At 58.9% G+C, this 22,410-nt stretch carries 14 protein-coding genes and 1 pseudogene; 9 read left to right on the top strand and 6 right to left on the bottom strand.

Going from position 1 to position 22,410, the window contains the following annotated elements:
• Nucleotides 1–119: 119 nt before the first annotated feature.
• The 6 genes from V8689_RS09875 (at nucleotide 120) to V8689_RS09850 (ending at nucleotide 7,350) form a co-directional block, all read left to right on the top strand.
• Nucleotides 120–527, top strand: coding sequence for an ExbD/TolR family protein (locus V8689_RS09875; RefSeq protein ID WP_014717774.1), 408 nt, complete (start codon nucleotides 120–122; stop codon nucleotides 525–527).
• Nucleotides 528–529: 2 nt separating this feature from the next.
• On the top strand, nucleotides 530–1,258 hold the full coding sequence (locus tag V8689_RS09870; protein ID WP_056788453.1) for an energy transducer TonB family protein: 729 nt from the start codon (nucleotides 530–532) through the stop codon (nucleotides 1,256–1,258).
• A 24-nt stretch (nucleotides 1,259–1,282) separates the two neighbouring features.
• Complete coding sequence (locus tag V8689_RS09865; RefSeq protein WP_056788456.1) at nucleotides 1,283–3,568, top strand: TonB-dependent receptor; 2,286 nt, start codon at nucleotides 1,283–1,285, stop codon at nucleotides 3,566–3,568.
• A 25-nt stretch (nucleotides 3,569–3,593) separates the two neighbouring features.
• Nucleotides 3,594–4,241, top strand: a complete 648-nt coding sequence (locus V8689_RS09860) for a MotA/TolQ/ExbB proton channel family protein (RefSeq protein WP_056788459.1) — start codon at nucleotides 3,594–3,596, stop codon at nucleotides 4,239–4,241.
• A 56-nt stretch (nucleotides 4,242–4,297) separates the two neighbouring features.
• Nucleotides 4,298–5,515, top strand: coding sequence for a phospholipase D-like domain-containing protein (locus tag V8689_RS09855; protein WP_056788461.1), 1,218 nt, complete (start codon nucleotides 4,298–4,300; stop codon nucleotides 5,513–5,515).
• A gap of 95 nt (nucleotides 5,516–5,610) precedes the next feature.
• Nucleotides 5,611–7,350: a dipeptidase gene (locus tag V8689_RS09850; protein ID WP_056788463.1), complete on the top strand. Its 1,740-nt coding sequence runs from the start codon at nucleotides 5,611–5,613 to the stop codon at nucleotides 7,348–7,350.
• 129 nt (nucleotides 7,351–7,479) lie between these two features.
• Here the strand turns inward: V8689_RS09850 and V8689_RS09845 are convergent, their stop codons facing one another.
• Nucleotides 7,480–9,141 (bottom strand): M24 family metallopeptidase, encoded by a 1,662-nt coding sequence (locus V8689_RS09845; protein WP_056788466.1) that lies wholly within the window; start codon nucleotides 9,139–9,141, stop codon nucleotides 7,480–7,482.
• A 77-nt stretch (nucleotides 9,142–9,218) separates the two neighbouring features.
• On the opposite strand from V8689_RS09845, the gene V8689_RS09840 reads away from it, so the two are divergent.
• Nucleotides 9,219–10,706, top strand: coding sequence for a PLP-dependent aminotransferase family protein (locus tag V8689_RS09840; protein ID WP_056788468.1), 1,488 nt, complete (start codon nucleotides 9,219–9,221; stop codon nucleotides 10,704–10,706).
• Here the strand turns inward: V8689_RS09840 and V8689_RS09835 are convergent.
• The 4 genes from V8689_RS09835 to V8689_RS09820 form a co-directional block, all read right to left on the bottom strand.
• Nucleotides 10,703–11,398, bottom strand: coding sequence for an outer membrane protein (locus V8689_RS09835; RefSeq protein ID WP_060765927.1), 696 nt, complete (start codon nucleotides 11,396–11,398; stop codon nucleotides 10,703–10,705). The genes V8689_RS09840 and V8689_RS09835 overlap by 4 nt on opposite strands.
• A 378-nt stretch (nucleotides 11,399–11,776) precedes the next feature.
• Nucleotides 11,777–12,988, bottom strand: a complete 1,212-nt coding sequence (gene gltS / locus V8689_RS09830; protein WP_003190086.1) for a sodium/glutamate symporter — start codon at nucleotides 12,986–12,988, stop codon at nucleotides 11,777–11,779.
• Between the two features lie 1,099 nt (nucleotides 12,989–14,087).
• Nucleotides 14,088–14,375 carry a hypothetical protein gene (locus V8689_RS09825; RefSeq protein ID WP_032892595.1) on the bottom strand — a complete coding sequence of 96 codons (288 nt, stop codon included), beginning with the start codon at nucleotides 14,373–14,375 and terminating at the stop codon, nucleotides 14,088–14,090.
• 28 nt (nucleotides 14,376–14,403) lie between these two features.
• Nucleotides 14,404–15,507, bottom strand: a complete 1,104-nt coding sequence (locus tag V8689_RS09820; RefSeq protein WP_056788474.1) for a polyamine ABC transporter substrate-binding protein — start codon at nucleotides 15,505–15,507, stop codon at nucleotides 14,404–14,406.
• 137 nt (nucleotides 15,508–15,644) lie between these two features.
• Between V8689_RS09820 and V8689_RS09815 the strand changes: the two are divergent.
• Both V8689_RS09815 and tnpB read left to right on the top strand, forming a co-directional pair.
• A pseudogene (locus V8689_RS09815) lies at nucleotides 15,645–15,815 on the top strand (helix-turn-helix transcriptional regulator); the annotation flags it as partial.
• Nucleotides 15,816–15,826: 11 nt separating this feature from the next.
• Nucleotides 15,827–15,958: an IS66 family insertion sequence element accessory protein TnpB gene (gene tnpB, locus V8689_RS09810; protein ID WP_150073282.1), complete on the top strand. Its 132-nt coding sequence runs from the start codon at nucleotides 15,827–15,829 to the stop codon at nucleotides 15,956–15,958.
• 166 nt (nucleotides 15,959–16,124) lie between these two features.
• Here tnpB and V8689_RS09805 read toward each other — a convergent pair whose 3' ends face one another.
• Nucleotides 16,125–22,301 (bottom strand): hypothetical protein, encoded by a 6,177-nt coding sequence (locus V8689_RS09805; RefSeq protein WP_282390110.1) that lies wholly within the window; start codon nucleotides 22,299–22,301, stop codon nucleotides 16,125–16,127.
• Nucleotides 22,302–22,410 lie beyond the last annotated feature (109 nt).

Raw genomic sequence — 22,410 nt, 5'->3', positions numbered from 1 at the left:
TGACCGGTAAGTTTTCTGAAAGACGCGTCCTAGAGCCTCTAAACGGTCAATTAAAGTTAACCAATCGGTCATTTTTGGCTGTTAGCGTTTTGCCCCTAATTCAATGACGGGGTAACGGAATGAGAACCTGGGACGAACCCAAGAAACGCAAGGCGCACATCGAGCTGATCCCGATGATCGACGTGATGATGTTCCTGTTGGTGTTTTTCGTACTGGTGAGCCTGAACGTGATTCCCGCGCTCGGCATGAAGACCCAATTGCCCAGCGCCAGCAGTTCGCAGCAGCTCAAGCCGCAAAACAAATTCATCCTCACCCTGGGCCTGGAAGGCCAGTTGCAACTGGACGGCAAGGACCTGACGGTGGAGGCCCTGGTGCCGGCGCTGAAGGCGGCCGAAAAGCCCGATACCAAGTCGACGATCATCGTCAACAGCGACAAAGGCGTGGAGGTTTCGCGCCTGGTGGAAGTGATGGACACCCTGCGCCTGGGTGGCTTCACCTCCGTGTCCATTGCTACGCGTAAGTCCTGATCATGTACGTTCTGTTTCGTGCGCGTCAGCTGCTGGGCAGTGTCCCGGCCCTGATCGCCCTGGTGCTGATTGCACTGGGTATCCAGTCCCAGACATTGAAGGTCGAGCCGGTGTATGACGAGTCGGCGGTCGAATTGGCCTTGGTCGAGCCGGAACCGGAAGTGGTCCCTGAACCGGTGGTGGAGCAAGAACCGCCACCGCCGGTGATCGAAGAGGAAGAGGCCGAGCCTGCTCCCCCGCCGCCACCGCCCAAGCCGCTGCCAAAACCCGAACCCAAGCCCAAGCCAAAACCTGTGCCCAAGCCTGCGCCCGTGGTCGCCAAGCCCGCGCCGACACCGCCACCGGTGGCCGCCAAACCAGCCCCGGCTCCGGTGGCCCAAGCGGCACCGACACCCGCCCCACCGGCGCCACCGAAGGTCGATGGCCAGGCCCTGGAAAGCGGTTATCTCAAAGGCTTGCGCAACGAACTGGACACCTACAAGCAGTACCCCACTGGGCGCCAGGCCTCCCTCGAACGCCCGAGCGGCGAAGTGGTGGTGTGGTTGCTGGTAGACCGCCAAGGCCGGGTACTCGACTCGGGTTTACAAACCCAGGCCTCGAGCATGTTGCTCAACCGGGCCGCCACCAACAGCTTGCGTCGCATCAAGCAAGTCAAGCCGTTCCCCGAGCAAGCCTTCGGGGGGCGCAATGAGCAGCGCTTCACCGCCACCTTCAACTACAGCGTGCAATAAGCACCCGACACCAGGACGACAGTGATGAAGTTCACCCGTATTCATCTGGCACTTGTGGCCGCGACCAGCATGACCCAGGGAATGGTCATGGCAGAGACCAGCGACAGTGATGTCGGCACCATTGGGGTACAAGGCAAGGCGACCGCGGGGGGCGGTTACATGGTGCCGGAGGAAAGCATCAAGGGCCGCTCCACGGTAACCAAGGAAGCACTGGATAAACAGGCGGCCACAGGCAATGCCATCGACAAGCTCAAGTACACCCCGGGCTTGAACATCTCCAGTGAAGACAACACCGGCCTGTCGGGCTTTCGCTTCACCATGCGCGGCATGAACTCCGACCAGGTGGGCATGTCGGTGGACGGCATGCCGATCAACGACTCCGGCAACTACGCGCTGTATTCCAACCTGCTGGGCGACCCGGAAAACATCGACCAGATCTTCGTCACCCAGGGCGCTTCGGAATCCGACGGCCCGCACATCGGTTCCAGCGGCGGCAACATTGGCATCGTCACGATTCGCCCGACCAAGGAAACCGGCGCCTTTGTCAAACAGGTCGTCGGCAGCAACGCCACGCGCAAGACTTTTGCCCGCCTCAATACCGGCGAAATCAATGGCCTGAGCAACTGGCTGTCGGTGTCCCATACCGAAGGTGAGATGTGGCGCGGCTCGGGCGCGGTACGTGCGGATAAGGTGGAGTGGAACAGCTTTTTCGACGCCGGCAATGGCAATACCGCCAACCTGATCCTCAAGTACCACGAGCAGGACAACAACAGTTACAGCCAGTTGACCAAGGCGCAGTTCCAGCAATATGGCCGCAAATACGACCCTTACCCTGCCACCCCCAGCGTGGGCAGCAACGGCAAGTACAACAGCTATTACGCCCTGGCGCAGAACCCGTTCCAGACCTTCACCGCCGTGCTCAACACCCAGTTCAAACTGGCCGATAACCTGGCGCTGTCGGTGATCCCGTATTACTACTGGGGCAATGGCAGCGGCGTCGGTTCATCCAGCTATGCCCTCAACCGTGGCTCCAACCAGGGCGGTGTGTTCGACCTCGGCAACCTGCCCACCGCCGCCCAATACAACGCTGACGGTACCCCCAACAGCGGCGTGTACTACCGCCCTTCGCGCACGCAAACCTGGCGTCCGGGTATCACCACCAAACTGACCTGGGACCTGGGCGACCACAGCCTGCAATTCGGTTACTGGTACGAGCGCGCACGCCAGAGCCAGACCCAGCCGTTCATTCCGCTCAAGAGCAACGGCAAGCCGGTGGACACCTGGCCGGACTCCAACAGCGCCATCGTCGATGCTAACGGCAACACCGTGCAGGGTCGCGACCGTTTCACCGTGACGCCAGCGCAAAAGGTCTGGGCCCAGGACACCTGGTACATCAACCCGGACTGGACCTTCATCGCAGGCCTGGCCTACATGAACGTCGAGCGTGAAGGCACCAACCACGGCAGCCTCAACGAACGCCCGGAAAAACGTAACCAGACCTACAACAAACTGCTGCCCAACGCCGGTCTGAAATACCAGCTGGACGAGCGTGACCAGTTGTTCTACAGCCTGTCGCGCAACATGCGCGTGCCGCAGAACTACGTGCTCTACGACAAAGGCGCCGGCTCGATCGATGCCGAGCCGGAAACCAGCTGGAACCATGAACTGGGCTGGCGCTACAGCGGCGACGACATGAACCTGGCCGCCACCCTGTTCTACATGGACTTCAAGAACCGCCAGGTGTCGTCCCGGGACATCAACGGTGACTTTGCCGATATCAACGCAGGTTCCGTGGTCAACAAAGGCCTGGAACTGGAGTGGAGCGGCCAGTTGCCCCACCACTTCAATTACTACACCTCCTACACCTACACCAAGGCCGAGCAGCAGGATGACCTGACCGTCTACAACGCCGGCAAACCCATCGTGCTGCCCACCAGTGGCAAGCAGTTCGCCAACGTGCCCAAGAACATGCTGGCGGCCAACATCGGGTATGACGACGGGCGCTTTTACGGCACCTTCGGCGGCAAGTACACCAGCAAGCTCTACGGCGACCTGACCAACGACGAGGCGATTTCCGGTCGCACCGTGTTCAACCTCGGTGCCGGTATTTACCTGCCGGTGGACAAAAAGGTGGTCAAGGACGCGACCCTGCGCCTGAACGTCGACAACCTGTTCGACAAGAAATACCTGGACGGCGTGTACACCACCAAGACCAACGCGGCCAGCTACAGCGGTTTCCGCGATGGCGACCCTGCGTACATCGTCGGCCTGGACCGCACCGTCACGGTTTCGCTGGAAGCGAATTTCTAAGACTCACCCCAAGAGGAACACCATCATGGATATGAACCTGCTCCACGACGTCACCTTCTATGTGATGTACGCAGCGATGGCCATTGCGATCTTCATCGCCATCGAACGCGGTATCTACTTTGCCTACGTGCGCCGCCAGGCTCGCGCGTTGATCAACGCCCTGGGCGCCAACGTGCACAGCGAGCGTGACCTGCCGGAAAACCTGACCCGTCGCGACAGCCTGCCGCTGAACATGATCTTGCCGGTGCTGGCCCAGAAGGCAACCCACGGTTCGCGCAAGGACCTGGACGACGAAATCGACACCCAGTACCTGAAGACACGCGCCCCACTGGCCCGCAGCCTGTGGATCATCGAGACCATCACCACCGCCGCCCCGCTGCTGGGCCTGCTGGGCACCATTCTCGGCATCATCGACACGTTCAAGGCACTGGCCACCGCGGGCGTGTCGGACCCAGGGCAGATTTCCGGTGGTATCGGGACGGCCTTGTTTGCCACGGGATTAGGTATCGCCATCGCGCTGTTTTGCGTGGTGTTTCACAACTTCTTCCAGGACAGCCTGGAGCGCATCAACGACCAGTTGAAGATCCTGCTGATCCGCGCCGCCACCGGCGCCCGCGCACAGGATGAAGTGCCCCATCGCGCGCCCACCCCGCTGCACAGCCGCACAGCCTGACCTGCAGGGCGGGCGCCTTGGGCGCTCGCCTTTTCCTCTGGTGCGATGAGACGCTTATGTCCCTTTCGAAAAAGTTGCGTATCGCCGGTTTGACCGGCTTGCTCCTCAGTCCGCTGGTCCAGGCGGACTTTTCCATTCCAGGCTTTGAACTGGTGCACACCGTGCCCGTGGACACCGCCCTGGGCACCGACGATTTGCGCCAGCCCGGCCCGGTATGGATCGAGCTGTTCGACGGCGCCAAAAGCCGCATTGATATCGGCCAGTTCTACGCCGCGGACCACCTTGGCTCGGTGATGAACACGGTGCTGGAACACCTGGAAGCCGCCGGCAAACGCGGCGTGAAGATTCGTTTCCTGCTCGAAGAAAAAGGCATCAAGCTGTCGGACGCCGGCACCCTGGAACGCTTGCGCGCCATTCCCAACCTGACCTTACGCGTGCTGCCCTACGGGCAACTGAGCGGCGGCATCATCCACGCCAAGTACCTGCTGGTGGATGGCAAGCAGGCGTTTGTCGGCAGTCAGAATTTCGACTGGCGCGCCCTGGAGCATATCCACGAAACCGGGCTGCGGATCACTGACGAAACGGTGGTGGGCCAGGTGCAGGCAATCTTCGAGCAAGACTGGCAAGCCCAGGCCGCGCTGGCAGGTAAACAACCGGTGCCGCTACCCGCCAGCGGCCAGGCACCTGCACGTACCGGCAACTACCTGGTGGCCAGCCCGCAACGCTACAACCCGCCCGGCGTGGGCGACTCACAGCTGGAACTGCCGCGCCTGCTGGGCGAAGCCAAAAAAGAGGTGCGCGTGCAACTGCTCGACTACGCGCCGCTGTCCTACGGACCGGATCGAACCCGGCCGTACTACGCCGTGATCGACAACGCTGTGCGCACCGCCGCCGCCCGTGGCGTGTCGATCAAGTTGATGGTGTCCAACTGGAATACCGACCCGCTGGAACTGCCTTATCTCAAGAGCCTGGCGGTGCTGCCCAATGTCGAGATCAAGATCGTCACCCTGCCCGAAGCCAAGCAAGGCTTTATCCCTTATGCGCGGGTGATCCACAGTAAAACCATGGAGATCGACGGCCAAGTGGCTTGGGTCGGCACCAGTAACTGGTTGGGCGGCTACCTGGATAATTCACGCAATCTGGAGGTGGTGATGCGTAGTGAGGCGATGGCCAAGCGCGTAGGCCAGTTGCATCAACAACTGTGGGACGGGCCTTACGCTAGAGCCTTGAGCGTGACGGAGGAGTATCCCGCGCCCCACCCTGGCCAGCATTGACCTTGGGCACCTGAGTAATGGTAGTGTGTGGAAATGTTTCTGACCCTTCCGTCAGAAACCTCCTACTCACTACCTGCAAAGGAATGCCTTTAACCATGCACTTTCCACTGAAAAAACTGGTGGCTGCCACCTTGTTCGCCGCGAGCCTTTCGGCAATCGCCACGCCTGCATCCGCTAACATCAGCGCAGACCAAAGCACGGCAATCCTGAAGCACTTCAGCGAGACCTCGGTCACCGATTTCCGCAGCTTCCTCGGCACCCTGGCTAAGGGCGAACTGGGTAAAACCACTGACACTGGCCCGGCTATCAACGCGTTTCTGGGCAACAAAACCCTGAACGCCGAGCAGCAGAACGAGATCAATCGCCTGCTGGGCATTTACACCCGCGTGAAATACGGCAAAGCCGCGCTCGAAACCCTGCGTGAACTGGTGGAGATCCCGACGTTCAACGTGGACGGCCTGCCACAGTACAAAAACCCGGAATTCCTCAAGATCGCCGCGAAGATCGAGGCCCTGGCCAAGTCCTTCAACCTGAACTTCCGTAACGTCGATAACCGCGTGTACGAAATCTCCCTGGAAGGCAGCGGTGATGAAGTCGTGGGGGTGCATGCCCACGCCGATGTGGTGCCGGTGACGCCGGAAAACTGGGTGCTGCAAGACGGTACCAAACTCGACCCGTTCAGGGTCACGCTGATCGGCGACCGCATGTATGGCCGCGGTACCGAGGATGACAAGAACGGCATCGTGGTGACGATGTACGCGATGAAGGTGATCAAGGAAGAAAAACTGCCACTGGCGCGCACGTTCAAGCTGTTGGTGGACACCACCGAAGAGACTTCCGGTGAGGCTATTCCTTACTATTTCGAACGCAATCCCGTGCCGCAATACAACCTGGCGCTGGATGGCGGTTACCCGGTGGTGATCGCCGAGAAAGGCTCGGGCACGGTCATGGCCACCTTCCCGGTGCGCAAGGGCGAAGGCAAAGGCGCAGAAATCATCGCGATGACCGGCGGCAAGGCGAACAACCAGATCCCGTCGGCCTCGGTGGCCACACTGGTCAGCGATACACCCGCCGAACTGGCCGGCAGCCTGCAACAGGCCGGTGCCGACTATGCCAAGCGCAACGGTGGCAATTTCCAGGTGACGGCCAAGGTCGATGGCAAGGACGTCAAACTCACGGTGACCGGCGTGTCCGCGCACTCCTCCGAGCCCGAAACCGGAGTCAACCCGGTGGCGCGCATGCTGGATCTGATCCACAGCCTCGATGGCAAGGTCGCCCTCAAGCACAACCACATCACCGATGCTGCGCGGTATGCCGCCGACAACTGGGGCCTGGATTACCTGGGTGGCAAATTGGGCGTGGGCTACGCGGATGATTTCATGGGTCCGCTGACCACCTCGCTGACGTTTGTGGGGCAGGATGACAAAGCTTTCAAACTGGCCGTGAACCTGCGCGCGCCGAAAGGTAAAACCCCGGAGGCGCTCAAGGCGCAAATCGAGCAGAAGCTGAACGCCTGGGACAAGAACGCCAAGGTCAACGTGAGCTTCACTTACTCGCTCGACACCCCGATGTACCGCAACCCGGAAGGCGAATGGGTCAAGGCCCTGTTGGCGGTGGCCACGGAAAACCTGGGGATGGCACACAAGTTCGGCACCTCGGCCGGTGCAACCTCCGTGCATGACCTGCCCAACGGCGTGCAATTTGGCCTGGCGCGCCCGGAAGAGAAGTACACCGGGCACACTGACAGTGAGTTCAAGACGGTTGAGCAGTTCTTGCTGGACCTGCAGATCGTCACCGAAATGATGGGCCGCGTCGGGCAGTTGCCGAAGCTCTGACCCAGTTGAAGCCCAAGCGAGGCTGCGAAGGCGGCGGCACAGGCAGAATCTTCAGCGCCTGAACCACCGCTTTCGCAGCCTCGCTAAGGCTCGACAGCTCCCACAGGGGATCGGCGGTGTATGCGCAATTCAGCCTTGCACCATCAGCATGTCCTCAAAGAACCCACCGACCGGCTCGGTGGGATGGCACAGCTGGATCTCCAATACCCAGGCCATTTCACTCGGTGGGATCTCCAGGTCAGCCAACTCCTTGCTTTCGAACAATGCATGGGGAAAATCCGCAAGGCGGTGCCCCGCCAGGTTGCGCGCCAGCCTCCAGCCCTTTGACGCAGCGCTCTGCTCGGCAAAGTCGTAGAGTTCACGCCCGGTCAGGCCACGCAGCCACGCTTGGCGCGTTTCATCAAAGACTTCATGCAGGGCCGTTGTACAGGCCTGGTGCAACGGCGCATCGCCAAACACAAACGTATCGCCATAGTCCCCTTCGTAGCCATCCCACACCGGGCCAAGATCGACCACGGCAATGTCATCAGCCCGCAGCCTGCGCTGACGATCAATACCCTCGCGCGGTGGGCGCACAGTGTCGACGCCAAAACGAATGTAGGTCGGATGCCAAGTGTGCGAAGCGCCCATGGCCTGCAGTTGCCTCGCGGCCATCTCAAGGGCCTCGCCGGTGGTCATGCCGACTTTCAACTGGCTGGCAATCGCCGCCAGGGCACGTATGGATTTTTCCCGCGCCGCCAGCATGCCGTCCAGGGAATAGCGCGGGCCGACTTTCTCCCAGACCGGGTCAAACGACAGGGAGCCTGTTTCAGCGCCTGACCGACCACTGGCGACAAACGCCTCCGCGATAAACCGGTGGCTCGGCAACCCCGCTTCAAGGCAATGGGTACGCACCTGGCCGAGCATTGCAGCGTTGCCGCACGCATAGACCTGGGCCTGTTCCCACTGATGCCCATGACTCAATGCGACCTCTTGCACTCTGCCCTCGGATGACCGCACGCAATGCCAGCGAAAACGCGGATACTCAAGCATCAAGTCGTCGAGAAAGGCGCTGTCATAAAAATCCGCCGATTGCGCACCGCCCCAATACAACGTCACTTCAACATCGCGCTTGAGCGCGGTTAGCAGAATAGGCTTGATGCCCGCATAACCAGTGCCCGTGGCGAATAACACCACAGGCGCCGCATCATCGTCCTGCCAGGTACAGGCACCAAACGGCCCTTCCACGTGCAGACGCTCACCCACGGCGAGACCACCCAGGATACCCTCGGAAAAGTATCCACCACTCACCCGGCGAATCTGGAAGACCAATCGCCCATCGTCCTCAGCGGGCAGGTTGGCAATCGAGAAGCAGCGCGTGTCACCGTCCGCCAGGCAAAACTTGAGGTATTGGCCAGCCCGCACCGCCACAGGGGTTTCGGGCATCAATACCAACTCGAGCACATCCGGGCCGAGCGCACGCTTACTGTGGACTTGCGCCGCCACTACCAGCGCGGGCGTATCCAGCGACCAGCCGGGAATGTGCAGGCGCATGTCGCCACAGGCGTGGCTCTGGCATAACAACATTTCATTGGCTGCCAAAGGATAAGAAGGTGCCGGCGCACCCGGCGCCAGGCGCTTGGCCCGGTATTCACCTTCGGCCACCACCACCTTGCACGAACCGCAGGCACCACGCCGACAGGAGAACGGCGCGGCCAGGCCACTGGCGAGCATGGCGTCGAGCAACAGTTCGTCGCCCGCCTCAAAGGTTTCCCCCGAGGGCGACAGTTCGATGACATGACGTGTATTCATAAAGACCTCGGGATCAGTGAGGCCTGATTGTTGCGCTAGACTAGGCCCATTAAAACCTCCAGATTTGGATACTTCAGATGGTCCAGATGCGCAAATGGCGCCCCTTGCTGCGGCTTGAAGAAGCCACCGGCCAGGCGTCCTACCGCAAGATTGCCGAAGGCTTGGTCAATGCCATCCTCGAAGGCCGCCTGCCACCTGGGACATTGCTGCCAGGCACGCGGGAAATGGCGCAGTTGCTCAACGTCAACCGCAAGACGGTGATCCTGGCCTACGAAGAAGTCATGACCAAGGGCTGGCTGGTCAGCGAGCCGCGCCGTGGCACCTTCGTCAATGCGCAGCTGACGCCCAAACAACTGCCCAGCGTTACGCAACCGTCCTTCGCCCCACAGTTGCTGGCCCCACCACAAGCGCCGTATTTCACCCACAACGCGCAGGTGGTCGCGCTTGAGCATCGCCACGACGCGTTGTTTTTCGACAACGGCACCAGCGACCACCGCCTGCTGCCCCAAGCCGTTTTGCACCGTTACTATCGCCATGCACTGCGCAACAGCTTCGCCTCCAATACCGTGCGCTACGGCAGCGAAGGCACCGGCTATCACTTGCGCTGCGCCTTGGCCGAGATGCTGCGCAACAACCGTGGGCTGACGGTCACTGCCGAAAATATCTGCCTGACCCAGGGCACCCAGATGTCCCTGTACCTGAGCGCCAGCCTGCTGCTCAAGCCCGGCGACGTGGTGCTGGTGGAGCGCCTGAGCTACCCACCGGCGTGGGAAATTTTCCGCAAGCTCGGCGCGCAGTTGGTCACGGTCGACATTGACGATGAAGGCTGCCGCACTGATCAGGTCGAGCGCTTATGCCGTGAGCACAAGGTGCGCATGATCTACCTCACGCCCCATCACCAGTTCCCCACCACCGTGAGCCTGCATGCCGCACGCCGGCAGCACTTGCTGGCGCTGGCCGCGCAGCATGACTTCTGCATTATCGAAGAAGACTACGACCATGAGTTTCACTTCAACGGCCGCCCTTACCTGCCGCTGGCCAGTGAACCCTCTCAGCGCCACGTGATTTATATCGGCTCGCTATCCAAGACGCTGGGCTCGACGTTTCGCTGCAGCTATGTGGTGGCTCCCGCCCAGGTGATTGAGGTGCTGCATCGCAACGCGGCGCTGATGTTGGGCGATGCCGACGCTGTCGCGCAGAGGATGCTGGCCGACTTGATCAATGATGGTGAGCTGAAGAAGCACCTGCGCCGTGTATCGAAAGAATACCGGGCCCGGCGAGAGACGTTGCAAAACTGCCTGCATGAAGCCTTTGGTGAGCGTATCCAGCTGCGCGAGCCCGAAGGCGGCCTGGCATTGTGGGTGCGTTTCGAGGAGGGAATAAACGTTGATCGGATGGTGGCAACCGCTGTGGACCACGGTTTGGTGGTACGCAGCGGCCGCCAGTTTTCGCCGCTGGACCAACCGCAGAATGCTCTGCGCCTGGGCTTCGCGTCGCTCAATCAGGACGAGATCCGCGAGGCCACTTTGCGTTTGGCCAAAGCCTACGGCGAGGGCGCGTGTTAGAACGCCCAGCGCATGCCCAACGAGAATTCGCTGGAGACCAGGTTGGCCTTCATTTTTTCATCTTGCAGGCCGCGGGCATTGGCAAAGTTGTTCCAGCCACTTTCGGTATCGCCCATATCAACGTAGCGATAGCCGAGGTCCAGGGCCAGGCGATCGGTAACGTCATAAGCGACGCCCGCACCGACCGACCACGCCAGGTTGGTCTGGGTCGAGGCACCATACTGGCGAGACTCATGGCCCTGCCCCCCTTTCGACTCAAGGCGGGCAAGACCCAGCCCGGCCGAACCATACATCGCTAACTTCTCGGTGATACGCAAGTCGCGATAGGCGTTGAGCATCACGCGCCTGGAGTCGATGTGGTGGCGATTGAGACTGGTAGGGAAAGCAGTCGAGCCACTGGTGAATGTGTCGCTTTGCGGGAGGGTCAGTTCGCCCTCCACGCGCCAGCCATTACCGAAGCGATAGCCGACTCCGATGGACCCGGTCATGGCCTTCTGGCTGTCGTCGCCGGGCACGAACGAACCAATACCGGGACGGGCACTGGAATCCATATTGCGGGCTTTGCGCTCGGCGCTGATCACACGAGCAACCCCGTAGTACCCCTCCTCGTCGGCCGGCGCCGCAATCGCCTGCGACATGTAAATGGCAGAAGTGGCCAGTAGCAATACGGGAACAGACTTGGATATTTGCATTTTATTATTCCAATACGGTTTGAACACAAAACAACACACTTCATTCAAGGAGCAATCCGACGCGGGTGTGTTGACGTTTCCATGAGCCGAATGCGGCAGCTCATCTTGTGTCAGCGTCGGGACAAACAACCGATATAAACGCCTTAGTTGTTGTATGAAATGTCCCAAGAATCAAGATGGCGCCGAGCCCGGCAGCGTATTGGAAAGATGTTTGGCGCACTGATTGAAGTGCGAAGGGTCAGGTTCGGATCAACGTCCGGGTAACGGCGCGAGCTGCCGAGGGCCAGCAGCACGTTATATCCCAGTGGGACTGCGTCACGGGCTGTGGCGGCAACGCTAGCGCGCGCCATCAGGCCCGTGACGCGGCAGTGAGCAATATCAGCCAGCAGTGCCCAGGAAAGGCAGCGCCAGGTACAACTTGATCACCACGGCGTTAGCGATATCGATGAAGAACGCGCCCACCATCGGCACCACCAGAAACGCGATCTGCGAAGGCCCGAAGCGCTGCGTCACCGCCTGCATATTGGCAATCGCCGTGGGCGTTGCGCCGAGCCCGAAGCCGCAATGGCCCGCCGCCAGTACCGCCGCATCATAGTTGCGGCCCATCACCCGGAACGTGACAAAAATCGCGAACAGCGCCATCAGCAATGCCTGCGCGGCCAGCAGAATGACGATCGGCAAGGCCAGTGCCGCCAGGTCCCAGAGCTTGAGTGACATCAGCGCCATCGCCAGGAACAACGACAAACTGACATTGCCCAGCACCGAGACTTCGCGCTCGAACACCTGATGCCAGCCGAGCATCGACAGCCCATTGCGCAGCACCACACCCACGAACAGTACACACACGAACGTCGGCAATTCGAAAGCGGTGCCTTGGATGGCGGCATTCAACAAGTTGCCGCCCTGTAGGCTGATCGCCACCAATGCCAGGGTCTCGATAAACGAAAACGCCGTGATCAGGCGCTCTTCATTCGGTTGTTCAAACCCCTTGGCCAGGCTCGACTGTGGTTGCCCAATACCTGGCACCTCGACCCGCTTGATCAGAAAACGCGCCACAGGCCCGCCGATCAGGCCGCCGAGCACCAGGCCAAAGGTCGCCGAGGCAATCGCCAATTCAGACGCCGAAGCCACGCCATACTGCTCACTGAACACCGCCCCCCAGGCCGCGCCGGTGCCATGCCCACCGGACAAGGTCACCGAACCCGCCAGCAAGCCCATCAATGGGTCAAGCCCGAGCGCCGACGCCAGCGCGATACCCATGGCGTTTTGCACCACCAGCAAGCCCGTTACCACCAGCAGAAACACCGCCAGGATACGCCCGCCTTTCTTCAGGCTGGCAAAATCGGCGTTCAAACCGATCGTGGCAAAGAACGCCAGCATCAACGGGGTTTGCAATGAAGGATCGAAGCGTACTTCGATATCGGCAAACCCGCGCAACGCCAGGAGCAGCATGGCGACCAACAGGCCACCGGCTACCGGTTCAGGAATATTGTAAGTACGCAAAAAGCCGATACGGGCCACAAGCCCGCGTCCCAGCAATAGCACCAGTGAAGCGGCAACGAGGGTTGAATAAAAATCGAGTTGAAGCATCCGGTCAGTTCTCTGAAGTGGGCAGGGAGAATGGGTGGCCAGAGTAGAGAACACAGGGCGAAAAGGCATCGACCCTACAAAAATCAAAGACTTTCCCTACAAGCCTCACAATAATAACCTACAACTGAGCTGCACCTCCCCATAGGGATAAGTATCGATACAACTCTATAAGCCGAAGTACCCGACGGTAACCACGATGCGAAGCGAGCCGCTCTTGATCTTGACCTGCTTTTGATCTTGATCTCAGGCGCCCCGTTAAACCACGCTGGCCGAACGCAGGCTTGAATTCGTGGGTAACCCGGCAGGACGCCGGGTTAGCCGCCCCGCGCCATGGATGGCGCGTGGCGGCGGCCCACGGATTCAAGCCTGCGTTCGGGCACACCGAGCCTAAGCGAGGTGCCGAGTGGTGGGGCAAGAGCGTTTTGCTTACTTTTGCGCTTTTCAAAAGCGAGCCGCCGTCAGGGCGGAACCCTAAGTGGCCGTTACCTAAATAACGGATATGTACCCGGTCCAACTGTGTTGACTGTTAGGCCGCCTTCGCGAGCAAGCCCGCTCCCACAGTTTGATTGCGGGGTGTCAGGGAGATAGGCGTCGGCTGGCAGGCCGTCATCGCAGGCAAGCCAGCTCCCACAGTTTGATCGCGGGGTGTCAGGGAGATAGGCGTCGGCTGGCAGGCCGTCATCGCAGGCAAGCCAGCTCCCACAGTTTGATCGCGGGGTGTCAGGGAGATAGGCGTCGGCTGGCAGGCCGTCATCGCAGGCAAGCCAGCTCCCACAGTTTGATCGCGGGGTGTCAGGGAGATAGGCGTCGGCTGGCAGGCCGTCATCGCAGGCAAGCCAGCTCCCACAGTTTGATCGCGGGGTGTCAGGGAGATAGGCGTCGGCTGGCAGGCCGTCATCGCAGGCAAGCCAGCTCCCACAGTTTGATCGCGGGGTGTCAGGGAGATAGGCGTCGGCTGGCAGGCCGTCATCGCAGGCAAGCCAGCTCCCACAGTTTGATCGCGGGGTGTCAGGGAGATAGGCGTCGGCTGGCAGGCCGTCACGGGTTCAGCTTCGTATCGATGCTGCGTATCGCCCGTCGAGAGGTACACCCAGCAGAGTTATCGACGACGCCTGCGCAGCAAAGGCCAGTTGGAGGCGAGCGCACCCGGCTCAGCGTCACGCCCGGCAACTCGCACCAGGTCGGGAAACTCAAGCAGCAGAGCTCGATTACCCCGGCCAATGTGCTCCATCACCGCCAGGGTAATGTTTTCCCGCACCATGCCCGTCGAAACGTAGTACATGGCCCAGGCCTGCTCTGGCGTACACAAGCCGATCTGCTCTTCAATCTCTTTGTAGGCCTTGTAGTCGTCTGACTCTAAATAGCGCTGATCACCGCCCTGGCGCATGCTGTCTCCCTCCCCGGCCCCATCCCCGTCACGTACCGCTCTTGACCTTGGTCCAGACCCGCGTGCGAATACGCTCCGCCTTCAGCGGCAAGGGCTCAAGCGGCACCAATGTGGCCATGGTCTTTTTATCGGGATAGATCCAAGGGTTATCCCGCAATTTTTGCTCGACAAACTCAGTGGCATCTTTGTTGGCGTTGGGATAGAGCATGTAGTTGGACGTCTTGGCAATCACCTGTGGCCGCAGCATGTAGTTGATGAACGCCAAAGCGGCCTTTGGGTGGCGAGCATCCTTGAGCAACACCCAGTTTTCAGACCAAACCAAGGCGCCTTCGCGCGGCAGACTGTAGGCAATCTTGCGGCCACTGTTGGACTTTTCATTAATCGCCTGCGCCGCCAGTGCACCATTGGCCCAGCCGACGACCGCACAGATATTGCCGTCTGCCAGGTCGGTGTCGATTCTGGACGAGTCGAAATAGAGTACATAGGGACGGATTTTCAACAACAGCGCCTGGGCCTTCTGGTAATCCTCTGGGTCAGTGCTGTTACTGGGCAGCCCCAGGTAGTGCAAGGCAATGGAAATGATCTCGCTGGGGGAGTCGAGCATAGCCACGCCACAGGACTTGAGCTTGCTGATGTTTTCTTCTTTGAAGATCAGCTCCCAGCTGTCCACCGGCGCGTCATCACCGAGTGCCGCCTTGACCTTATCCACGTCGTAGCCAATGCCGGTGGTGCCCCAGACATAGGGCACGGCGTAGCGATTACCGGGGTCATTGACCGCCAGCAGGGACAGGATGTCGGGGTCGATGTGCGACAGATTACTCAACTGCGCACGATCCAACGGCTGCAGCACCCCGGCCTTGATCAAGCCGGGCAATACATTGGAGGTGGCCACCACCAGGTCATAACCGGTGCGCCCAGCCATGACCTTGCTCTGCATGGTTTCGGCGCTGTCGAAAGCATCCATATGCAGCTTGATGCCGCTCTCCTGCTGGAATTGCTTGGGCGTCTGCGGCTCAAGAAAGCCGAACCAGTTATACAGATACACCGAATTTTCAGCGGCGGCTGCGGGCGTGCTGATTACAGCGCCCATAAACGACGCTAAAAAAATAGCTCGCAAGTGTGCTCGACTCATATGACTATCCCTGTCCACACGACGCGCCTTCATGGCTATCGTAAGCTCGGGGTGAATATACCGAGCCTCGACGAATAGTAAATACCTACAAGTACTTAGCTCTGGCCTGCAAAGCCCTAACCCTAAAGGGGTAGAACATGTCGCTTGACCTTCATAGCCTGGCTTGGCACCGATCGGTTGGAAAACTGATCATGCAGCTCAATCGCCCGGAGTTCTGGAGTTCGTTGATTCGGGTACTGAATGAATATGTGCAGATAGACAATTGGGTGGTGCTGGTTTTCGGTGACCACGCAGTGCGTGTGATCGCGGGTTCTTCCATCTGCTCGATATTGCGCCGGAACTGTACTGGGAGCGCAACGGCTTTTGTCTTTGGCTCAAGCGCCTGGAGACCGAGCGTTTCAAACCTCGCCCGATGCCGGAAAACGTTATGCGCCTAAGCTTTGCGTCCTAAATCAAGATGAAATCCATCAAACCACTCAGCGCTTGGCGCAGGCGATGCGCTCGTTATGAACGCACAAAAACGCCGATCATCCCTGATCGGCATTTTTTAACCACAAGGTGAAACAGGACGTTTACCCACTCACTAGCCTTTCAATTACCTTTAGTTAATTTACCGTTCAAAATTTCACCGGCCTATAGTCGTACGTTACGTATTCGTAAGGATTAAATCTTTCAGTAAATGGAACTATGCTAAATGGGTTTTCTGTATAAATTTCAAAAGGCATGGCGCCAGACTTGTATGCATTAACAACTCTTTTGCGCACAACACCAGGGGCCAGATTCAAGTTCCTCATCTGCTCACGCCACTCCTGCGCAATATACCCCTCAGGCACATAATCATAGGATGTGAATACCGACCCTTCAAATGCTTTTAACGGCTTTTTAATATATGCCCTGAACTGCGCCGCAAAAGAGCGGGAACCTCCATTCGCGGAGTTGCACATTAACAATCTGACGGTTTGGAAATACTCGTCTTTAGGATCAACGCCGTTGGCCCGCAACAGTTCAAACAATTTTTTGGGTGTTATTCGCCTGTGGTTAACGACTGCCGACACGGGTGTCGAATATATACCCATGAGCTCCTGGTACGTTGACCGCCCCTCTCCATGTACAACAATATTGAGCCGATTCAATTTAAGTGTATCGCTGTTCGCAGTATCAACGAATGTTTGAACCCCCCCCGGGATCACCAAGTCAAAATCCGTCACGGGGCCGGATAATTTAGATACGTGGCCGGATAATTTATTAGCCGTAGCCGCCGCTCGAGGATTAATAACCGAAGCCCCGACAGTGCTGCCAATTGACCCTGTCTTGCCGGCAGCCCCCACAATCACATTACTTGGCCTCATGCCCGACTTAAAAGCACGCGCAATTGTTTTGACCACGTTACCCGGCGCCGTAAACAATTTTCGCCCCAATCGGCCGGTAAATCTCGCCACTTGAGCCCCGGTTTTACCCGCTGGAACAACAAAGCCAAAAAGATCCATAAACAATGAAAGCTGGGCCGCACCGGTATTGCCATTTTGTTTGAATTCTTCAAACGTATTCATACCGGGAATATACATACTTCTCATCCATTCCATCCGGGCAATGAATGTGTTGTGCTCCGTTTTAACACTGCTCTGCCCGTGCCAGAACGCTTTGTCGAATACAAAGCCACCGATTGACTGAGACAGCCACCGCGTCAGTGCTTCCATGGATTGGGGGCCGTAGGCAATTCTGCCCGGGGCTATTTTTTCCATACGGATACCCGCTGAGCTTTTCCCGGCTTCAGGCGGGCTGCCGGTAATGTAGGCACTGTAATCAACTTTCAACGGTACGCCGTAGGTAAGATCGCGAAACATCCCCTCACTGCCAAACTCGTTTGGTCTGCGAGGCGTGCGGATATAGGGAAAGTGATTAGGGATATCATCACGACGTTGAAACACACCATTGAAAGGGAAATACTCATAAAGGATGCTGGGATCCTGTGGCGTTTTGCCGTGGACTTTTATAATCACCCCTTGCCGGGCAGGCGAGTGTGATAGCTCGCCTTCTATGAGCGCCGGTGGGTCGTTTTGGTCGACTTGATGCAACGCATAAATCTCGACGTGGCCGGTTCGCAGCCGGTCCTGTTCCTCTTGCGGGAGCATTGAAATTTTTTGCTCGATGGAATACGCCAATGCCGGAAAAGCGTTTTTCTGGTATTCATCAAAGTCCTTATCGAACACCGCCTTTACGTCGGGTAATCCTCTGGAACTGTTGATGTACTGCCCATGGCCGATGTCAACGCCTACGCCCTGGCCGGTTTTGATAACCGAATCCAGCTTGCCTTCAATATAGAGGTCGACCGCAGAATGAAGCTGGCTGTCCTTCCCCTCCTCGGTGGTGAAGCGAGCAACAGGGGTGGTGTAGTCGTATTGAGGGCCATATTTTTCTTGCAGAATGCTTAAGGCCTTGGCGTACAAAGACGGAACGGGTTGAGCGAACGCTTCGGCGTGTTTGTTCGATATCTCTATGTCCTTATTGAAAGCGTCCAGCGCCGACGTGACTTGGGCGGGTGTGTAGACCTCGGTGTCATTTCTCTCGATCACCCCTTTGCTCACGGCCCAGTCGACCGCCGCATCCGCTTGAGCCTGATGCTCGATGATTGCCGACTCGGGTGTGACCGCTGCCGTATTGCCATAGCTCATGATTTGTTCAAAGGTCATCCGACTGCTGGCACCGGGGTTACTCTGCTCTATCCGGGAGACGGCGGCACTCATGCTCGCCCATGTATGGGAGCCATAGCGCAAGTCTGCCGGGAGGTCTTTAACCAGGAACTGAGGCGCTGCACCGGCCAGCAGTAAATGCGCGGCAGCCGGTGCCATTTCGCGCCGGATGTTTTTGTCGGAGACCAGGTGGTCCACCAGGCGCTGGAAAATCGTGGCCGCCGTGTGCCCCCTGTTAGCGGGACTTGCCAGGTCAAAACCGGCCACTTGATTACGCTGTTTACCGGCGTCGGGGTCGAGGTCCAGTACCAAGGCAGCCAACACTCGCTCATTGTTGCTGCTCGCAGGGGAAACGTCGCTCAGCGGGGATTCCAGTTTCTGGCCCAATGCCTGGGCTTCGGGGCTTGCGAGCAAACGTGAGAGGATGGCCTCGGGGTTGGACTGCCCTTGCAGCGCCTGCGAGTCTATTGGAGTAACAAGGCTGCTGTTTGCCTCGGCAAATGCGTTGAACAGGCCGCCTTGTGTGGCTCCCAAGGTTTGCGCAGCCAAGCGGGCGGCGTCTTGGATATGTGTTTTCTGATCATTGCTTAACGCCTGCGAACGCGACATCAAGCCCCAGTAATTGCCGTCTACCGGCGCGGGCGGCAACGGGATACTGAGCACTGCGATCATGTTTGCCAGTTGCGCCAGTGTGGTCGGCACAGACACGCCACAGTTGGAGAGGAACCCGTGCAGGCTGATTTGATCCTCCAGACCCAAGTCATTGTTGTTGCTGAACGAGGAGCCCGGTTCAACCTCCATGTCCGTGTCCTTTAAGCGGCTGGTAATGTCGACCGACGGATCTTCCTTCGCCTCGTTATACAACGCCATCAACGCGACAAGCAGGCTGTGTTTATCGGCGGCATCGGCAAGCACTTGCTGTTGGTGAGCCAATGCTTGCGGTGAACTGGCCGCCACCTGCGACGGCAGCCCAAACGTATCGCCGGCCTTGAACCTTGTAGCGCGCGCCCGGATTTCCTCGAAGTTGGCGCCCAAATTTTCACCATAGAACTGCGCAACAGTCAAAAGGGGCACCTGTTGGCTATCCAGGTTGGACAGGTCAATGAGATTTCGGTGGGGGCCGACAAACAGCTTACCGGCATCTCGTATCGGCCCGGACACTTGGGCCCAGCCGGACGAGTCGTGCAGGGTGAACGTCAACTCTTTACCGCCGACCCTGGTAGATAGCGTGCCCTTTTCAGGGTCCAACTTCATGGAGGACGGGTCCACGCCGCTGTCTGTTATCCAAGCGAGAAAAGCCGGGCTTTGGAGCGCATTAGTGAAATGGTGCCACCACTGTCCGAGTGTGGAGTCGGCAGGCACAGAAACGGATGGAGACGTATCCTGGCTGGGGTCTCCTGACTCTATCGCAGCCAACCCCTTCAGTTGCGCAGTACCATACGCGGCCGCTAATTCGGCGTCACCCGCTCTGCGCGTCCGGTAGTCGCCGTAACGCTCCATGAGCTCCCGTCGCTGGGTTTCAAGCGCTGCTTGAGTGCGCTCCTTCGGCCGCCTCAGCGGGTTGTCCGGATCCGTATCGGTAAAGGTTTTGCTGGTAGCCAGCGCGTCGGCGCGCGCCGTGGCCGCAGCCCCGGTAAGCGCGGTGTCTTCGCCATAGAATTCACCCACGCGTTCAAGGGGCGCGCTATCGGGTTTGAACGTTGCATCTGTGCAAATCGCGGATGCATTGGGCACAGCGACCTGTGCAGCAGCCCATATGGGCTGCGAAACGTAGGCCCACTCGGGGTCTTGCGCTTGAGTGAAGGTTGTGGGTTGGCCATTGACGTTGGCGGTGAGTGACCCGTCTTTGGGTGAGAAACTCACCGAGGCCGTATCGATGGCGTTTCTCTTGGCCCAGTCCAGATACTCCGGATTCTGGAACACGGCGTACAGTTGCTGCCACCAGCCGCCGAACGTCGAGTAAGGCGAGATGCCCGTAACCTGAGCGTCGGAAGGTACCTCACCGCCCCGTGCTGCCTTCAGCGCTTCGCCATAACGCGCCGCCAGTTCGCTGTCCGCCGACGCGTGTACGGCATAGCGTTCTCGGTGGTGGAGAAGGTCCTGGCGCTGCTGTTCAATCCCCTCCGGGCTGCGCAAGGCCGGCGGCCGCATCGGGTCACTTGGATCAAGAGGGACAAACTTTGGGGTCTGAGCGAGTATTGTGGCGCGGTCCCTGGCTTGGCTTGGGGTAATGTCGTGCTGCTCACCGTAGAAGTCGGCGATGACTTCAAAGGGCGCGGTATCGGCACTAAAAGGAGGCTTGGTGCTCAGGGACTCGGTTTGCGGTGCGGCGGTCATCGCCGCTTTCCATATAGGCCCGCTGACCTGGGCCCAGCCTGAACTGTCAGTTTGGGTGAAGTGTTTTAATTCGCCATCGACCCTGGCAGAGAGGCATCCATTTTGCACGAAGAAGGTCGCCGTCGAGGTGTCGATACGGGTCTTTTTCGCCCAGTCAAGATAGTCCTGGCTTTGAAGCGTGTCGTGGAAGTGCTGCCAGGCCTGGCCGAAACCGGAGGCTTGTGGAATCCCCGAGGTGTAAACGTTGGCACGGGTATGTCCGGCTCGTGCAGCCAGCAAATCTGTGCGGTACTTGCCCGCCAGTTCGCTATCGCCTGCCTCCCTTGCGGCCCGTGTGGCATAGGCCTGCTGATGGGCAGTGAATGCCTGTTGGTGAGCCTCGAGCGCCATCCTGGAACGAGCATTCGCGCCCCTCAACGGGTCATTCGCCGCAACAGGGGTAAATGAGTTGCTGCTGTTTAATGCCGCCGCGCGGACCAACGCGTCTTGCGCAAACGGGTTGCGCTGCTCACCATAAAAGGCGGCGACGACTTCAGGCGGTGCATTGCTGCCAGTGAAGCCAGTGCCGACCCGTATGGCATCCACACCGGGCGCCGCAATCTTTGCTGCCTCCCAAATGAATTCAGACACCTGGGCCCAACCGGAATCATCGTCTTGGGTAAAGCGCACCTGCTTGCCATTGACCTGACCACTCAGGCTGCCATCCACAGCAGAAAAAATCACCGAGGTTGGATCCAAGCCGGTTTTTTTCACCCACTCCACATAGGCCTGGCCTTGGAAGGTCGCGTGCAAGTGCGACCACCAAGTGCCGAGTGCAGACGTTGGCGGCAACTCTACCAGCGTATCGGCGGGCCTGCTGTCAAGCCAGCCTGCATAGCGGCTGGCCAACTGACTGTCACCGCGTTTTTGTTCAGCGTATTGGGTGCGATGCTGCTTGAGCGCAGCGTCATAGCCATCGAGCATGTGTGGCGTACGATCGTCGGCTTGCCTGGATAAATCATCGGGATCGAGGGGAGCAAATGCGCTGCTTTGGAGTATCTGATCAGCTCGTGCACTAGCCACCTGCGAGGGGGCATCGAGCAGTTCACCATAAAAATCGGCGATCGCTTCAAAGGGCGCGGCATCGCTTTTAAACGTGTCATCAATGCGTACGGAGGTGGTATTTGGAGCAACGACTTGGCTGGCTGCCCAGATGGGGGCCGCCACTTGTGTCCAGCCAGAGTCATCACCGGGCAGGAAAACGGTGGGCTGCCCATTGACCGTCCCGCTGAGGCTGCCGTCTTTGGGTGAATACGCCACTGTGGCGGTATCAAGCCCGATACTCTTGGCCCAGTCCAGATAATCAGCGCTTTGGAACGTGTCGTAAAAGTGGCTCCACCAGCGGCTGAATGTAGCGTCTTTTGGCAATTCGTCGACAACACCCGCCGTCGACACCGGCTGCCCTGCAACCCGCTTCAATATTGAGCCGAAGATATGCGCCAGCGCGCTGTCATCTCCGGTTTCCCCTTGGGGTCGCCCAGAGCGTTCGTTCTCTCCGGGCAGGCTCAAGCTCTCGATCAAGGACCGTTTGAGTCGCGTTACTGCTTGTTCGCGGGAGAAAGGCTGAGAGCGCGTCGGCCTGCCCTCGGGCTGCGGCGTCTGCTGCTCTTGCTGAGTCGATCCTTGCCGCTTTTCCTCTGATTCATGCTCAATTGCCGCAGGGCTGCCTTTATCTTGAACAGCAGGGGAAGGCGTTAGCGGAAGAGCGGAATATTGAGTCGAAATCATTGATTGTCTACCGTGGAGTGGAAGGAGAAATGCCTGTGAATGCTTGATTCATGGCCTCCCTGCCCAAAAATCCCACGCGAGATAATTAGCATTCCGAAAAGGGCCCTTC

The organism is Pseudomonas sp. AK181 (assembly GCF_051122975.1).
Taxonomy (GTDB): Bacteria; Pseudomonadota; Gammaproteobacteria; order Pseudomonadales; family Pseudomonadaceae; genus Aquipseudomonas; species Aquipseudomonas lactis.
Note: the sequence above shows the minus strand (reverse complement) of the source record. Positions and strands in the feature narration are given on the sequence as shown.

Bases quoted from the DNA above. Each gene is read 5' to 3' on its own strand.
- V8689_RS09865 (WP_056788456.1), top strand. From the start codon at position 1,283: ATGAAGTTCACCCGTATTCATCTGGCACTTGTGGCCGCGACCAGCATG.
- V8689_RS09840 (WP_056788468.1), top strand. From the start codon at position 9,219: ATGGTCCAGATGCGCAAATGGCGCCCCTTGCTGCGGCTTGAAGAAGCC.
- V8689_RS09825 (WP_032892595.1), bottom strand. From the start codon at position 14,375: ATGCGCCAGGGCGGTGATCAGCGCTATTTAGAGTCAGACGACTACAAG.
- V8689_RS09820 (WP_056788474.1), bottom strand. From the start codon at position 15,507: ATGAGTCGAGCACACTTGCGAGCTATTTTTTTAGCGTCGTTTATGGGC.
- V8689_RS09875 (WP_014717774.1), top strand. From the start codon at position 120: ATGAGAACCTGGGACGAACCCAAGAAACGCAAGGCGCACATCGAGCTG.
- V8689_RS09855 (WP_056788461.1), top strand. From the start codon at position 4,298: ATGTCCCTTTCGAAAAAGTTGCGTATCGCCGGTTTGACCGGCTTGCTC.
- V8689_RS09835 (WP_060765927.1), bottom strand. From the start codon at position 11,398: ATGCAAATATCCAAGTCTGTTCCCGTATTGCTACTGGCCACTTCTGCC.
- V8689_RS09860 (WP_056788459.1), top strand. From the start codon at position 3,594: ATGGATATGAACCTGCTCCACGACGTCACCTTCTATGTGATGTACGCA.
- gltS (WP_003190086.1), bottom strand. From the start codon at position 12,988: ATGCTTCAACTCGATTTTTATTCAACCCTCGTTGCCGCTTCACTGGTG.
- V8689_RS09870 (WP_056788453.1), top strand. From the start codon at position 530: ATGTACGTTCTGTTTCGTGCGCGTCAGCTGCTGGGCAGTGTCCCGGCC.
- V8689_RS09845 (WP_056788466.1), bottom strand. From the start codon at position 9,141: ATGAATACACGTCATGTCATCGAACTGTCGCCCTCGGGGGAAACCTTT.
- V8689_RS09805 (WP_282390110.1), bottom strand. From the start codon at position 22,301: ATGATTTCGACTCAATATTCCGCTCTTCCGCTAACGCCTTCCCCTGCT.
- V8689_RS09850 (WP_056788463.1), top strand. From the start codon at position 5,611: ATGCACTTTCCACTGAAAAAACTGGTGGCTGCCACCTTGTTCGCCGCG.